At 39.7% G+C, this 15,809-nt stretch carries 9 protein-coding genes; 5 read left to right on the top strand and 4 right to left on the bottom strand.

Annotation, left to right across the window (positions count from 1 at the left end; all coding sequences use genetic code 11):
* Positions 1–77 precede the first annotated feature (77 nt).
* The 3 genes from AACU32_RS17490 (at position 78) to AACU32_RS17500 (ending at position 7,860) form a co-directional block, all read left to right on the top strand.
* Positions 78–551, top strand: coding sequence for a chemotaxis protein CheW (locus AACU32_RS17490; protein WP_096601652.1), 474 nt, complete (start codon positions 78–80; stop codon positions 549–551).
* Between the two features lie 184 nt (positions 552–735).
* Positions 736–4,047 carry a GAF domain-containing protein gene (locus AACU32_RS17495; RefSeq protein WP_096601655.1) on the top strand — a complete coding sequence of 1,104 codons (3,312 nt, stop codon included), beginning with the start codon at positions 736–738 and terminating at the stop codon, positions 4,045–4,047.
* A gap of 249 nt (positions 4,048–4,296) precedes the next feature.
* Positions 4,297–7,860, top strand: coding sequence for a hybrid sensor histidine kinase/response regulator (locus tag AACU32_RS17500; RefSeq protein ID WP_096601657.1), 3,564 nt, complete (start codon positions 4,297–4,299; stop codon positions 7,858–7,860).
* Positions 7,861–7,975: 115 nt separating this feature from the next.
* Here AACU32_RS17500 and AACU32_RS17505 read toward each other — a convergent pair whose 3' ends face one another.
* The 4 genes from AACU32_RS17505 to AACU32_RS17520 all read right to left on the bottom strand — a co-directional run bounded on the left by AACU32_RS17505 (position 7,976) and on the right by AACU32_RS17520 (position 11,684).
* Positions 7,976–8,893 carry an ABC transporter permease gene (locus AACU32_RS17505; protein ID WP_096601659.1) on the bottom strand — a complete coding sequence of 306 codons (918 nt, stop codon included), beginning with the start codon at positions 8,891–8,893 and terminating at the stop codon, positions 7,976–7,978.
* Between the two features lie 69 nt (positions 8,894–8,962).
* A complete protein-coding gene (locus AACU32_RS17510; protein ID WP_096608056.1) occupies positions 8,963–10,048 on the bottom strand; it encodes an extracellular solute-binding protein in 1,086 nt (361 codons plus the stop codon).
* A 31-nt stretch (positions 10,049–10,079) separates the two neighbouring features.
* Entirely contained in the window at positions 10,080–10,454 is a 375-nt protein-coding gene (locus AACU32_RS17515) for a four helix bundle protein (protein ID WP_096601661.1), read from the bottom strand.
* 102 nt (positions 10,455–10,556) lie between these two features.
* A complete protein-coding gene (locus AACU32_RS17520; RefSeq protein WP_096601662.1) occupies positions 10,557–11,684 on the bottom strand; it encodes a polyamine ABC transporter ATP-binding protein in 1,128 nt (375 codons plus the stop codon).
* A gap of 213 nt (positions 11,685–11,897) precedes the next feature.
* Between AACU32_RS17520 and mrdA (AACU32_RS17525) the strand changes: the two genes are divergently transcribed.
* Positions 11,898–13,739: a penicillin-binding protein 2 gene (mrdA, locus tag AACU32_RS17525; RefSeq protein ID WP_096601663.1), complete on the top strand. Its 1,842-nt coding sequence runs from the start codon at positions 11,898–11,900 to the stop codon at positions 13,737–13,739.
* A gap of 203 nt (positions 13,740–13,942) precedes the next feature.
* Positions 13,943–15,760 (top strand): penicillin-binding protein 2, encoded by a 1,818-nt coding sequence (gene mrdA / locus AACU32_RS17530; protein ID WP_096601666.1) that lies wholly within the window; start codon positions 13,943–13,945, stop codon positions 15,758–15,760.
* Positions 15,761–15,809: the final 49 nt, after the last annotated feature.

Here is a 15,809-nt window from a genome sequence, read left to right on the forward strand (position 1 = left end):
TCATAGTCACAACTTGGTCATCAATTACGCAACGAAAGTGACTACAGGGAAACATCTATCATCAAGGACAAATAACTTTGGAGACCAAGCAAAAATTTTTAAGTTTTAATTTAGGAACCAAAGACTTAGCTGTAATTCAGTTACAGAACATTGCAGAGGTATTACAAGTATCATTGGCAGAGATCTGCGGTGTGCCACAAATGCCTAATTGTGTCTTAGGTATCTACAATTGGCGTGGCGAAATGCTGTGGTTAGTCGATTTAGAAGAGATGCTAGGTTATCCCCCCTTGTTACAGGGTTCCAATTTAGTTTCAAAAATGATGGCCCTCGTCCTAGAAAATGATGGTAAATATTTAGGGCTATTGGTACGGCAACTGATAGATATTGAGTGGCTAGATACTGAGAATATGAAAGCACCCTCCGCTGAACTATTTTATTCAGCGATGTCACCTTTTATCGAGAGTTACTTTATCAATCCTGAAGAAGAAATCGTATTTAATTTAGATGCGTTGGCGATTATCCAATCTCCGATGTGGGAACATCATAATTAAAAATTTGGTAAATGATCTGCTCGCCATCTTAATTGATTTGTGAACAGACCAATTAAATAAGTAACAGATCATAAATCAACAAAGGAATATAGAAGACTCAGATGTATAGATTTTGTAGCAGACATCAAACAGCAGTCCTCTAAAAATTATTTTTTCGTACTTAACATTTATTCAGGGGTGTACAATGGCGATTGTGTATAACAAGGCTCAACAAAAGAATCATCTGATTGATGCCATAGAAAATGAAAATGGTAGTCTTAATATAGCAAATATTCCCGGTGATGAATTATCTACATTAAATGTGATAGAGCAGGAATATAAAAGCTTGCGGCAGCAGTTAAAAGCAATTGTCAATCACATACGTCAAGCCCCAGACATTGATACACTGCTCAAGGTTAGCGTCACACAGGTCAGAGAAAAAATTGCTAGCGATCGCGCCTTGATTTATCAGTTAAAAACTGCTGATTCTGGTACAGTTATAGCCGAATCTATCACCATCGGTTGGACTCCGACTCTTCAGGAAAACCTGCCAATTATCATTTTTGGCTCCTCTACAAATCAAGATTATTTCGAGCCTGTGGTGATTGATGATATTACACAGATAAAAGTTACACCTTATCAACAACAACTGCTAGACAAATTTCAAATCAAAGGCAGTTTAAGTTTACCAATTTTAGTCAATGAGCAAGTGTGGGGCTTGCTGGTAGTAAATAATTGTAGTTCTCCCAGGCAGTGGCAGGAATTAGAAATTACCTTACTGTCGCAAATTACCACAGAAATAGCCTACAGAATAGAGAGCTATACATCCGCAGTACAAAATCAGCAGGAATTACTAGCTCAGAAATCAATTACCAAAGTTATTGATAGAATTCTTCACCTATCATCTATTGATAAAGTATTTCAAATCACTACTCAAGAAATCCGGCAATTTCTCCGCTGCGATCGCGTAGCTGTATATCGCTTCAATCCAGACTGGAGTGGAGAATTTGTGGCAGAATCAGTGGGTAATACTTGGGTCAAACTAGTAGGACCTGGTATCAAAACTGTTTGGGAAGATACACACCTGCAAGAAACCCAAGGCGGACGTTATGCGCATAATGAAAGTTTAACTGTTAATGATATTTATCAAGCGGGTCACTCTCCATGCCATGTTGAGATTTTAGAGCAGTTTGAAATCAAAGCCTACATCATAGTTCCCGTCTTGTCTGGAAAAAAATTATGGGGTTTACTAGCAGCTTATCAAAATTCTGGAACCCGTAATTGGCAATCTTGGGAAGAGAACTTTCTCAAGGAGATTGGCGGGCAATTTGGTGTTGCAATCTCCCAATCAGAATCTTTAGCACAAGTGCAAGCAAAAAATGAGCAACTCACTCAAATACTTGAACAAGAAAAAACCTTAACAAAAATAGCCAACCGCATCCGCCAGTCATTTGATACAGAAAGCATTTTTAGAATCACTACTCAAGAAGTGCGTCAATCTCTGCGCTGCGATCGCATCGGTGTCTATCAATTCAATCCTGAGTGGGGTGGTGAGTTTATCGCCGAATCCGTAGGTCATGGTTGGGGAAAATTTGTCACCCCTGAGATGAAAACTGCCTGGCACGATACCTATTTGCAAGAAACTCATGGCGGTAGATATGCTAAAGGCGAAAATTTAGTTATTGATGACATTTACCAAGCTGGGTTTACTAGTTGTCATCAGGATATGTATGAGCAGTTAGAAATTAAAGCATTGATCATAGTTCCGATCTTCTTCGGAGAAAAATTATGGGGTTTGTTAGCAGCCTTTCAACACACAGAAACTCGTAACTGGCAAGACTGGGAAGTTAACTTTTTAGCGCAAATCGGCTGGCAATTTAGCATAGCTAAATCACAAGTAGAATATTTTGACCAAGTGCGAGTTAAATCCGAAAAATTAGCGCAGATAGCCGAACAAGAAAAAGCCTTAACAAAACTAGCCGATCGCATTCGCCAATCTTTAGATGTAGAAGAAATCTTCAAAACAGTCACTCAAGACCTGCGGCAATTACTCAAATGCGATCGCGCGGTTATCTATCGCTTTAACCCTGACTGGAGTGGCGAATTTGTGGCTGAGTCAGTAGGTTTTGGTTGGGTAAAATTGGTAGGTCCCGATAAAAAAACTATCTGGAAAGATACCCAAGTACAAGAGTGTGCTCAAATTGGTAAATATCAAAGAGGTAACAGTTTTTTCACCAATGATATTTACAATGCTGGACATTCTATCTGCCACATTGAAACATTAGAGAAATATGATGTGAGAGCTTATGTGACAGTACCCATATTTTTTGGAGACAAACTTTGGGGATTGTTGGCAACTTATCAAAACTCTGGAACTCGTGATTGGGAAGAATCAGAAATTAACTTGATCGGCCGAATTGCCGACCAGTTAGGAATAGCATTACAACAAACAGAGTATTTGCAACAAGTTCAGGCCAAATCAGCACAATTAGCAGAAGCAGCAACGCGAGAAAAAGCAGCTAAAGAGTTATTGCAGCAGCGATCAATTCAACTTTTAACAGCCGTTAGACCCGCCTTGAATGGCAACTTGACAGTACGTGCGCCAATTACAGAAGATGAGCTAGGAACAATTGCTGATGCTTATAATAATACCCTGCAAGCACTCCGGCAAATAGTCATCCAAGTACAAACAGCTGCGCAACAAGTTGTGCAAACTTCTGGGACTAGTGAAGTGTCATTGGCTGAGCTAACCAACCTAGCAAAACAACAATCCCAAGAAATGATCACAGCCTTAAACGAAATTCAACACATGGTTGATTCGACACAAGCTGTAGTAGTTAATGCTGAGTTGGTACAGGTAGCAGTTAAACAAACCAATCAGACTGTCGAGTCTGGTGATACTGCAATGAACCTGACTGTACAAGCTATTCAAGGAATTCGCGAAACCGTTGCTCAAACTAGTAAAAAGATTAAACGCCTTAGTGAATCTTCGCAGAAAATCTCGAAAGTAGTGAATTTGATTAGTAATTTTGCTACACAGACAAACGTACTAGCTCTCAACGCAGCCATTGAAGCTACTCGTGCTGGTGAATATGGCAAAGGTTTTGCAGTGGTAGCTGATGAAGTCCGTTCTTTATCCCGACAGTCCGCCGCAGCTACGATCGAAATTGAAAAATTAGTCCAAGAGATTCAATTAGATACTGGGGAAGTAGCAGTAGCTATGGAAACAGGTATCCAACAGGTGGTAGAAGGAACAAATCTGGTGAATGATGCGCGACATAATTTGAACGCAATTGTCAGCGCCACTGCGGAAATAAGTCAGTTAATCCAGCAGATTACCGAAACAACCCAAAACCAAATGGATCAGTCTGTTAAGGTAACTGCAAGTATGAAAGATGTCGCAGAAATTTCTCACAAAACTGTTGATCAATCTCATGAAATTGCTGTTGTCTTCCAAGAATTATCAGGAATGGCAAAAGAACTATTAGCAACTGTCGATAAGTTCAAAGTCAATTGATACATAGATTGCGCCGCAGATAAACACAGATGCACACAGATAAATATCAGTGTTTATCTGTGTGCATCTTTTAATTTGTGATTCGTAATTAAGGTGGAGCAAATTTATCGGATTTTTCCCATTTTGAAGGTGCTTCGAGATTTAAGAGGATGGAAATTATGTAAAAATAATATCTATTTGCCTAATTCTTGATGAAACATATAGAAAAATAAGCATCTAAATAAAAAAAATCATTAAACCTCAAAAATTATGACTACAGACATTGATATTCGCAAACAGGGTTACATCTATTTTCTGGCTGAAGCTCCAGAATTAATCCAAACGATAGAAGAAGAAATATTTACTCTATCAGCCGAATGTAATACTGCTAAAGTCCATAAATTAATGCGGGCTACTCATACAATTAAAGGGGGATCTGCTAACGTTGGGCTGGAAGTAATTAGCTCGATTGCCCATTATTTAGAAGATGTGTTTAATGCTTTGTATAACCCAAGTGTTGTGATTGACGATCAATTACAAACACTCATTATACAAGCTTATGAATGCTTGAGCTTAGCAATAACCTCAGAACTGACAGGTAGTGCTATTAATGGTGAAGAAATGCTGCAAAGAGCAGCTTCAGTCTTTGCTCATTTGCAAGAAAAACTGGGTGATGCTTTTGGTGCTGAAGCTTATATCCCCACTTCAGAAGACTTAGGATTTGATCTTGTCAAGTCTATATTTGAAGTCGGAGTCAAGCAACGCTTAGAAACTATTGCTGATGCTCTGGAAAACACACCTGATGCAACTGAATTTGCTCTGATACTCAACTCTCAAGCTGAAGTATTTATTGGTTTAGCAGAGTCTTTAAATTTACCCGGATTTGGTGCGATCGCCCAAACAATTCTGGACGCACTCAAAGCTAACCCTAAGCAGGCGCATCAAATTGGGAAAGTTGCTCTCGCTAATTTACAGCAGGCGCAAGCATGTATATTAGCAGGCGATCGCACTTCTGGTGGTGAACCTTCCCCTAGTTTGCAAAGTTTCATTCAATTAGTAACAGATGAATTATCTCCTGTGCGAAAAAAATCTGTTGCTAGTACTTTATTGCGAGATGAAATCAAGGAATTTTATATCTTTTTAACTAAATCTGGTAACACGAAAAATCAGCCCCTGAAACCAGCCAAAGCTAAGTTTTATATCAAAGTAATTCGCCACATTTTCGGATGGTTTAATCACCAGATGAAAATTAGCAAAGACAACATGAATTTGGCTCTTTTGGTTACTCCTGATGGAGAAGATGCTATAGACTATATTGAAAATTGGTTAAGTAAATTTTTCTCATTTATACAAGAACCAGAAGATAGCCAAAGCCTTTGTTTATATCGCCAAGGTGTGATATTGACAATCATCCTTGCTGTGACGAAATTTCATTACATAAATCAGCAAGCGAATGGAGAAATTGCTGTAATTCAAACACTGCAACAGCAAATTGGTCAATTAGCTAAAGAATATAAAAATTTTACTCCTGTTACATCTCAAGAAAAGAATTGGCTTGAGCGCCCTAAGTTAAAAAAAATATTAGCTTTCAAAGAAAATACTCTTCCTGAGGAAACAAATCATCTCTTAGAGACAATTTGGGGGAATAATTACAACCAGATTTATGAAATTGAGGAAATTCAACCCGAACCAGAACATCATCAATCATTAGCTGTCACGGAAGCAGCAGATGTAGATATCCTTAATTCGGCTATTCAAACTCATTCCCCAATCAAACAGCAGTTATCAAATTCTACTCATAAAAATTCTCGACACCATTCATTTGTGCGAGTAGATACAGAGGGATTGCAACGCCTTAATTACTTAGCAGGCGAGCTACTTATTAAGCAAAAACAGCGCATTTTGCAGGATGAACAAATTCAAGCAATAATTGAGCAATTAATACAGCGATTGGGTAAACAACAATTAATTTTAAATCAACTGGGTGATTTACCCTTACAAATGCAAAATTCTGCTTTACAATATAACCAAAAATTTGCATCCGTAAAATTTGATGCTTTAGAAATGGATGCATATACAGAATTTCAGATGAAGTTGCATGAAGCCATAGAAGAAACTCTGCAATTACAAGAAATCACCGAATCTCTTGATTTAGTGCTGACCCAAGCTACTCAAATTAGTGACAAAGAACAGAAATTAACTCTGAATATTATTGATAATTTAGTAGAAGCAAGGATGTCGCCTTTAGGAAACATCCTCAATCGTTTTCCCCAAATGGTAACAAACATGGTAAATGTTTATGCCAAAATTGTCGACTTGAAACTTATAGGTACAGAGGTACTAGTAGACAAAGCGATCGCCGAAAAACTTTACGAACCTCTATTACATTTGTTACGTAATGCTTTAGATCATGGTATTGAATCGCCGGAAGTTCGCCAATCTTTGGGTAAACCAGAACAAGCTTTAATCGAAATTCGCGCTTATAATCAAGGTAGTCAAACGATTATTGAAGTTCGTGATGACGGTCAGGGTTTGAATTTAGATAAAATTCGCAGAAAAGCTATTGAGCAAAATCTCATACCACATGTTTCTCAACCTACAGAAGCAGAACTTTTAGAATTGATGTTTTCACCTGGATTTTCCACTACTGAGCAGGTGAATGAAATTTCTGGACGTGGTATGGGTTTAGATATTGTACGTTCTCAAATCCAGTCGTTAAACGGCTCTTTGTCAGTAAAATTCTTGCCTAATCAAGGCACAACATTTATATTAAAAATTCCTTTCTCTATGACTACAGACAAATTAATGCTAGTCCAAGCTGGGGGTATTGTTTACGCCTTACTATTGGATAATTTGGAAAAAATAGTGGTTCCTACAGAGCAACAAATCAAAGAATTTGAAGGAAAAAAAGCATTATACTATAAAGCTTCTGGCAATGAAAATATAGTTACTCTCCGTCACATTTCCGATTTAGTTTATTACCATACTTCAGCGTTGAATAATACTAGTTTAAATAATCTAGCTAATGCTTATGACACAGGCATTACGCAAAATCCTGTATTATTATTACGCCACAATCAAGAAATTTTCGGTTTAGAAGTTGACCAAATTATTGGTGAACAAGAACTAGTAATTAGGCCTTTAGGAAGTGCGATCGCACCGCCAAGATATATTTATGGTTGCAGTAGTTTAGCTAGTGGTAATCTCATCTTAGTTATCGATCCGACGTTGTTGTTAAACTCTTACGAGATGCAAGCAACACTAGAGAGTGCTAGACCATCAACAGATTATCTGGAAAATAAACAAACCTTAGCTTTACCTGCTTTGCAGTCTAACTCTACACCGTTACTAGCTGCTTCTAATCCTCCTACTCCCACAAAGACGACACCAACCCAGCTAACTCAGACTTTATTACCAAGTCAAAAGTCATCAAAAGTGCTTTTAGTGGTTGATGACGCTGTTAGTCTCCGCCAAACTATTTCTCTGACTTTACAAAAATCTGGCTATCAAGTATTACAAGCACAAAACGGTATAGAAGCTCTAGAAAAATTGCAGATGCATCCAGAAATTCAGGTTGTAATTTCTGATTTAGAAATGCCAAGAATGAATGGTTTTGAACTATTGTCTAATGTCCGTCAAACTCAAAAGTTGGCCCAAATACCTATAGTAATTCTCACTTCCCGCAATGCGGAAAAACATCGCCAGCTTGCTGAGGCTTTGGGAGCAACAGCTTACATAACTAAGCCTTATTTAGAGTATCAGCTAATCTCCCTTGTTGAAGAGTTAATTAACAAACAAAGCGGGCATTCTACTAATTTAGTTATGAGTCATTAGTATTAGGGTGCGTCAGGCTCAGATACCCGACTTCTTCAAGAAGTCGGGTATCTTGTTGTTGAGTAATAATTTAAATAGGACTAAAGCCCTGACTACGACAAAGCAAGCTCAATAATTAACGCTTTGGTGTAGCTTTGTCAAACTTAATTACCAGTGCGATCGCAATACTGACTAGCATAATTAATGTCATACTCAAAGCTGAACCAAACCCCCAATTTTGAGTAGCACCAAGAAACTGGTTGTATACTAATCTTGCTGCGGTCATACTAGAAGCACCACCGAGTAATTCTGGATTAACAAAATCTCCTAATCCGGTAATAAATACTAGTATGGAACCAGCAGTAATTCCTGGGAATATTTGCGGTACTGTCACTTTCCAAAAAGCTTGTGTAGGATTTGCTCCTAAATCCGCAGCAGCTTCTAGCAAACGTGTATCTAATTTTTCTAAAGAAGCATATAAAATTAAAACCATGTAAGGCAGTAAGCTATAACTCATTGCAATCAATACAGATGGTGTCCGGTTGAGTAATTCTAAAGGTTGTAAGTGTAAAGTTTTTAATAAAGTATTTAATAAACCAGTAGGACGAAGAATCGTAATCCAAGCATAGGAACGAAGTAAGGAAGAAGTCCACAATGGCAAGACAAAGGCTAATAATAATAAATTGCGCCAGCGTTTTGGCGCAATTTGGGCAATCCAATACGCAACAGGGAAGCTGAGAATTAAACAAATGATTGTTGTCACACTTGCTAACCCAATTGAACGCCAGATTACTTGCAGATAAAGCGGATCAAATATCCGCATATAATTTTGTAATCCACTAGGATTGACTAAATCTCCAGGACGGATATCCGGTACTAAGCTCAACTCGAAAATGATCAATGTTGGTAGTACCAATAACAGTAATAACCAAATACCAGCGGGTGCTAGTAATATTAAAGGTTGTAAAATACTCAAATTTAAATAATATGATTTGGAACTTTTTGCCAAATTATTTGATGAATTTATTTGAGTTTCAGCAGGGTGATTAGACATAGTTAATATTGAGTTAAATTTAGGTAAATGCAAATATTTTCTAGCATCTGTATAAATTCCTAGAAATTTTTAACTACTAGTTAATTGAGTCCAGTAGCGATCGTAAATTTCATCAAATTTCCCTAAAGGAGTAATCCGTTCACATTTTTCTAGAACCGACTCTGGAGGAAATAAACTAGTATTTTGTTGTAAGTTGATTGGTAATTGTTCAAATCCAGCCAGATTAGGAGTTGCAATATTAAGACGTTGGCTAATTTGGGCGGCTACTTCTGGCTGTAAAATAAAATTAATCCAAGCATAGGCTCCATCTGGGTTGATAGCAGTTTTAGGAATGACGATTGTATCAGTCCATAATGAAGAACCACTGCGAGGAATTACATACTTTAATTTAGGATTTTCTTTGCTGACTCGGATTGCATCTGCTGAGTAACACATTGCTAAGACTAAATCTCCTGCGAGAATTTGATTTTGCCAAGCTTCCGTGTCAAAAGCAGTAATTTTGGGTTTAATTTCTTTCAATTTTTCATAAGCTTGTTGAAGTTGATTTTCATCTTGAGAATTGTATGAATAACCTAGCATCCGCAACACTGCACCCATCACTTCCCGGACATCATTCAGCAAAGTCATGCGTTTTTTTAGTTGCTCTTGATTTTGCCAAAGATAATCCCAATCTTCTGGTGCATCTTTGAGGATTTCGGAATTGTAAACTATTCCTGTTGTTCCCCAATTGAAGGGTATACTATAGCGGTTTTTGACATCATAAGTAGGATCTTGAAAACGCGGAAATAAATTCTCTAAACCGATGACGCGATCGTGATTTATTTCTGTTAATAAATCTTTCTCTACCATCTTCTGTACCATATAGTCAGACGGGTAGATAATGCTGTAATTACTACCGCCTCCAGCTTGTAATTTAGCTAGCATGACATCATTGGATTCATAGACATCTGCTAGTACTTTCATCCCGGTTTGGGTACTAAAAGTTTTGAGTAATTGGTTGTCAGTGTATTGCGTCCAGGTATAAATATAAAGTTGGTCACGTTGACCAGAAGTTTTAGCATTAGCACGGACATCAGCCAGTCTCCAGCCACATCCAGCTAAAGATAAGCTAGAAAGTGCTGTGATTCGTTGTAAAAATGTGCGTCTGGTTGTCATTTGTGATTTGTCATTAGTCATTGGTCATTGGTCATTTGTTATGTGGTAGCTGACCGATTGAGTTGAGATATGAGTTTAATTTTGGTGCTAGTTCATTAATGATTATTTGAATTGATTTTATTTGTTCAGGAGTTAAAAGATGACGAGTATAAGCCCGTCTTAACAAATGTTGAGTTTCATTTAATGAGCCTCTAGCTATCTTGACAAAACGTTTATTTTCTTGATAACTACCTCTCCCAAAGCCTTCTGCTATATTTGCTCCTATACTATCGGCTGAACGTACAATCTGTTGACCAATTGTACTCTTGGCAAAAACATCCCATCCGTCAACTATTCTCCAAATGTCATCTGCTAATCGTTCTGATAATTGATAAACCTGTAATTCCTGGAAACGCTTTGTTACCATTTATGAGTAGCCAATACCTTATATATTGTTCATCAATTATGATTGATAGTTATTTCTTTATCATGACCTAATCACAAATGACAAATGACAAATGACAAATAACTATTGACCAATAGCTAAACAATCAGTTTCTGCCCACCAAGCATAAATAGGTGTATCGGGGTCTGGTAAGCTACCAATGGTGTTAGGCTGCAAGACGTTAATGCTAATACCGTTGAGCAATTCGACGACATAATTAACGTGAGTTCCTAAATACATGATGTTGACTAATCGCCCTTCAAAGCAGTTATTGGGCAAATTAGGCGGATAAAGGGAAAGTTGGATTTTTTCGGGACGGATGCTAACTACTACTGGTTGGGATATTTCTGTAGGTGTTTCTTGATTACGGTTAACGACAATTGTCAGTCCTGTTTTGGTTTCAATGTGGACGGTAGAGACTTCTACCGCAGTTATTTCACCGCTGAATAAATTAGTGTCACCGATAAAATCAGCGACAAAAGAAGTCCGGGGAAATTCGTAAATTTGGCTGGGAGTACCAATTTGCTCAATTTTGCCTTGATTGATCACAGCAATGCGATCGCTCAACGATAACGCCTCTTCTTGGTCGTGGGTGACCATAATAAAGGTTAAGCCTAATTCTTTATGTAAATTGATTAACTCAACCTGCATTTCCTTACGCAGCTTTAAATCTAATGCGCCCAAGGGTTCATCGAGTAACAGCACCGAGGGACGGTTAACTAAAGCCCTAGCTAAGGCTACCCGTTGCTGTTGTCCCCCAGAAAGTTGATTGGGAAAGCGCGATCGCAAACTCTCCATTTTCACCAGCTTTAAAGCTTCTTTGACTCGGCGATCGATGTCTGGTTTGCGCAATTTTTTCAAGCGCAGTCCAAAGGCGATGTTATCCCAAACATTCAGGTGATTGAACAATGCGTAACTTTGAAATACTGTATTGACAGGTCGGCGGTAAGGCGGGACATTAGTCATAGGCTGACCTTGAATCAATACCTTACCCGCGTCCGCTTGTTCAAATCCAGCAATCAAACGTAATATTGTTGTCTTGCCACAACCAGATGGGCCGAGGATACTAAAGAATTCTCCTTGTCTCACCTCTAGGTCTACACCATTGACTGCTGGTTCTTGGTTAAAAAACTTGAACACGTTACGCAGCTCAACATCTAGCGGCTGCAAAGCCATTATCTCCCCCTGATTCTGCGTCACAGTTTGAGCCATAATCCTCAGTAAAATGCCGTGAGCTTACGTGATTGTGCCACATTCAGGTAGTCTATTAACCAGTCTACCTCTGGCACTTTGGTTCATTGTATCCGTCAAAAACTATTGATTGGGAATATCTTCTCGCAATTATTTGACAAATTTATACTGAGTAGCGGTCTAGAGGCTCGTGTATACAACTAATACTAAATTTCGTTATCATCATCTTTTTTTATGGCTTTATTACCTTCATCTCTACCAGGTAGCAAAAAAGATACACGTACAGTAGGCCGTGGTTTTCAATCAATATTTTTAATTGGATTTACATTATTGATGACTGCGGCTATTGATGCTCGTCTAGCTTATTTACAAATTGTGGAAGGGCCAAAACTGCGTCAACGAGCCGAGTCTAACCGCATTCGCATGATTGCTAAACAGCCAGAAAGAGGTAATATTTTTGACCGCAATGGCAAGCTTCTAGCTAGTACTCGCTATCCTCATTCTGTATATTTGTGGCCGATGGCGCACACTAAGCCTTCATGGCCGATTGTAGCGCCCCGTCTGGAGAAAATTCTCAACATCAGCCAAGATGAGATGGAAAATAAGCTCAAACAGGCGGGTGCTAATTCTTCTTCACTCGTCCGGATTGCTCGCGATATCAGTGAAGCACAAATCACGGCATTAAAAGAGTATGCTAACGAACTCCCTGATGTCGAAATTAATACCGAAGCCGTGCGCTACTATCCTTTAGGTAAAGAATTAGCACATATACTGGGTTATACCAGAGAATTAACTCCCGAACAGTTAAAAGACAAAAAGGAAGAAGGTTACCGACTGGGAGATGTAATTGGTCAAATGGGAGTCGAAAAGGCCTATGAAACAATTCTGAGAGGCGAGTGGGGCGGTCAGCAGGTAGAAGTCGATGGCGCTGGTCGTCCGATCCGGGTTTTGGGAGAAAAGCAAGCTAAGGCTGGTAACGATTTACACTTGACCATAGATTTAAATTTGCAACTAGCAGCCGACCAAGCTTTAGGGAAATATCAAGGTGCGGTTGTCGCCCTTGACCCGAATAATGGTGCTGTGTTAGCAATGGCTTCTCACCCCACATTTGACCCGAATATTTTCTCTAAGCAAAAACTCTCACAGAAAGATTGGGAAAGTGTACAAGGTAAAGACCATCCTTTGGTTAATCGGGCTTTGAGTGCTTTTCCCCCAGCAAGCACCTTCAAAATTATTACCACCTCAGCTGGATTAGAAACAGGTAAATTTTCCCCGGACAGCATCTTACAAACCTTTGGTTCTCTGACTGTAGGTGGGGTGACCTTTGGTGAATGGAACCACGCGGGCTTTGGGCCTTTGGGATTTCCCAGAGCGATCGCCATGAGTAGTGATACATTTTTCTATCAAGTGGGTAGAAGAGTCGGTGGCCCTGGTTTGATCGAATGGAGTCGCAAATATGGCTTTGGTCAGAAAACTGGGATTGAGTTTGCTTCGGAAGAATCAAAAGGTTTAGTACCAGATGAGAAATGGAAGCAGAAAGTGTTTAAAATGCCTTGGACTGTAGGTGACAGTATCAATATGTCAATTGGTCAAGGCGCTTTGCAGGTGTCACCTCTGCAATCAGCAATTATGTTTTCTGTCCCAGCTAATGGTGGTTATCGAGTCAAACCCCATTTACTCAAAGACCATGAAGAAGCAAAAAGCTGGCGCGTGTCATTAAATATGAAGCCGACAACTATCAAAGTTCTCCGGGATGGATTGCGCAAAGTGGTAACTGAAGGTACAGGGAAACGCTTGGATGTACCCACAATTGCGCCCGCTTCCGGAAAAAGTGGTACTGCTGAAGCCGGTGTTGGTCGTCCAAATCATACTTGGTTTGGTGCTTACGCACCCAGCGACAAGCCTGAAATTGTGGTGGTGGGGTTTGGTGAAAACTCTGGGGATCATGGTGGTACGGTTTGTGGCCCCATAGTGTTACAAGTACTGGAAGCTTATTTTCACCATAAGTATCCCGGTAAGTATCAAAAATCTGAGTCTGAAGGTAAAACTCAGAACGGAGGTAGCACTGGAGACTAATTTGTCATTGGTCATTGGTCATTTGTCATTGGTCATTGGTCATTTGTCAAGAAATTTTTGACTATTGACCATTGACTATTGACTATGGACTTATAAGTCATCATTTATCCTCATAGTTTCGTCCGGAAATCGTGATGGAATGCTGGTTAAAACATCAGCATAATTGTATAAATTATATTAATTTGGCAGTAATCATTTGTCCTATGGCCTTATTGCAACCAACTCCAATTGGAAGACAAAAAGATACACGTACAGTTGGCAGAAGCTTTCAGCCAATATTTTTGATTATATTTACTCTGTTAATGACAAGTGCCATAGGTGGGCGTTTGGCCTATTTGCAAATTGTGGAAGGTGCAAAACATCGCCAGCGGGCTGAATCTAACCGGATTAGAATGATTCCTAAACAGCCAGAAAGGGGTAATATTTTTGACCGCAATGGCAAACTTTTAGCTAGTACTCGTTATCCGCGTTCGGTATATTTATGGCCAATGGCTCACACCAAACCTTCTTGGCCAGTGGTGGGGGCGCGTCTCGCCAAAATTCTCGATATTCCCCAAGCAGAAATTGAAAAGAAGCTAGAAGAAGCAGGTAGAAATTCTTCATCACTGATCAGGATTGCACGGGACATAAATGATGAAGATATTACCGCGTTAAAGGAGTATCATAACGAACTAAAAGATGTCGAAATACATCTGGAAGCGGTGCGTTATTATCCCCACGGAAAGGAACTAGCGCATGTACTGGGTTATACTCGTGAACTGACGGCGGAACAGTTAAAAGCAAAGAAGCAAGATGGCTATCGCTTGGGAGATGTCATCGGTCAGATGGGGATCGAAAAAGCTTATGAGCAAACACTGCGGGGCGAGTGGGGCGGTCAGCAGGTAGAAGTGGATGGTGCTGGTCGTCCACTACGGGTTTTGGGAGAAAAACAGGCAAAGGCTGGTAACGATTTGCACTTAACCCTAGATTTGGAGATGCAAAAGAAAGCAGAACAAGCTTTAGGCGATCGCAATGGTGCGATTGTGGCACTTGATCCCAAAAATGGTGCTGTTTTAGCAATGGTATCTCACCCCACCTTTGATCCGAATATTTTTTCTAAACAGAAACTCTCCCAAAAAGACTGGGAAACAGTGCAAGGGGAAGAACATCCCTTGGTGAATCGTGCCTTAAGCGCCTTTCCCCCTGCTAGTACCTTCAAAATTGTCACCACCACAGCTGGATTGGAATCGGGTAAATTTTCTCCTAACACAGTCCTCCAAACATACGGTTCCTTAACTTTTGGCGGTACTACTTTTGGAGAATGGAACCACGCCGGATTTGGGCCTTTGGGTTTTGTCGGAGCATTACAGTGGAGTAGTGATACATTCTTCTATCAAATTGGTAGGGGAGTCGGTGGCCCGACTTTGATTGAGTGGACTCGTAAGTATGGATTTGGTCAAAAAACTGGCTTTGAGTTTGCTTCCGAAGAAACAAAAGGTTTAGTTCCCGATGAGAAATGGAAGCAGAAAGCTTGGAAAATGCCTTGGACTGTAGGCGATAGTATCAATATGTCAATTGGTCAAGGTGCTTTACAAACCACACCTTTACAAGTCGCGATCATGTTTGCTGTACCTGCTAATGGTGGGTATCGAGTCCAGCCGCATTTACTCAAAGACAATGAAGAAGCAAAAAACTGGCGTTCATCGTTAAATATGAAGCCGACAACTATTAAAGTGCTTCAAGAAGGACTGAGAAAGGTGGTAGCTGAAGGTACAGGTAAAGCTTTAAATCAACCAACAATTCCCCCTGTAGCTGGTAAGAGTGGTACAGCCGAAGCCTGGAAACGTGGTGTGAAACAAAATCACGCTTGGTTTGGTGCTTATGCTCCCGCCGATAAGCCAGAGTTATTAATAGTAGCCTTTGCCGAACATTCCGGTGGTGGCGGCGGTAGCGTTGCTGCTCCCATGATTTTAGAAATTATGGAAGAATATTTTCACCGAAAATATCCCGGTAAGTATCAGAAAGCAGCAGCGAAGAAATGATTCATTGGCGGTGGGGATGAGGGACAAGGGGGACAAGGAGATCCAGTGA

This window comes from Calothrix sp. NIES-2100, from assembly GCF_963875285.1.
Classification (GTDB): Bacteria; Cyanobacteriota; Cyanobacteriia; order Cyanobacteriales; family Nostocaceae; genus Aulosira.

Excerpts from the sequence above, each read along its gene's own strand:
- AACU32_RS17495 (WP_096601655.1), top strand. The coding sequence starts at position 736 with ATGGCGATTGTGTATAACAAGGCTCAACAAAAGAATCATCTGATTGAT.
- AACU32_RS17500 (WP_096601657.1), top strand. The coding sequence starts at position 4,297 with ATGACTACAGACATTGATATTCGCAAACAGGGTTACATCTATTTTCTG.
- AACU32_RS17505 (WP_096601659.1), bottom strand. The coding sequence starts at position 8,893 with ATGTCTAATCACCCTGCTGAAACTCAAATAAATTCATCAAATAATTTG.
- AACU32_RS17510 (WP_096608056.1), bottom strand. The coding sequence starts at position 10,048 with ATGACAACCAGACGCACATTTTTACAACGAATCACAGCACTTTCTAGC.
- AACU32_RS17515 (WP_096601661.1), bottom strand. The coding sequence starts at position 10,454 with ATGGTAACAAAGCGTTTCCAGGAATTACAGGTTTATCAATTATCAGAA.
- AACU32_RS17520 (WP_096601662.1), bottom strand. The coding sequence starts at position 11,684 with ATGGCTCAAACTGTGACGCAGAATCAGGGGGAGATAATGGCTTTGCAG.
- mrdA (WP_096601663.1), top strand. The coding sequence starts at position 11,898 with ATGGCTTTATTACCTTCATCTCTACCAGGTAGCAAAAAAGATACACGT.
- mrdA (WP_096601666.1), top strand. The coding sequence starts at position 13,943 with ATGGCCTTATTGCAACCAACTCCAATTGGAAGACAAAAAGATACACGT.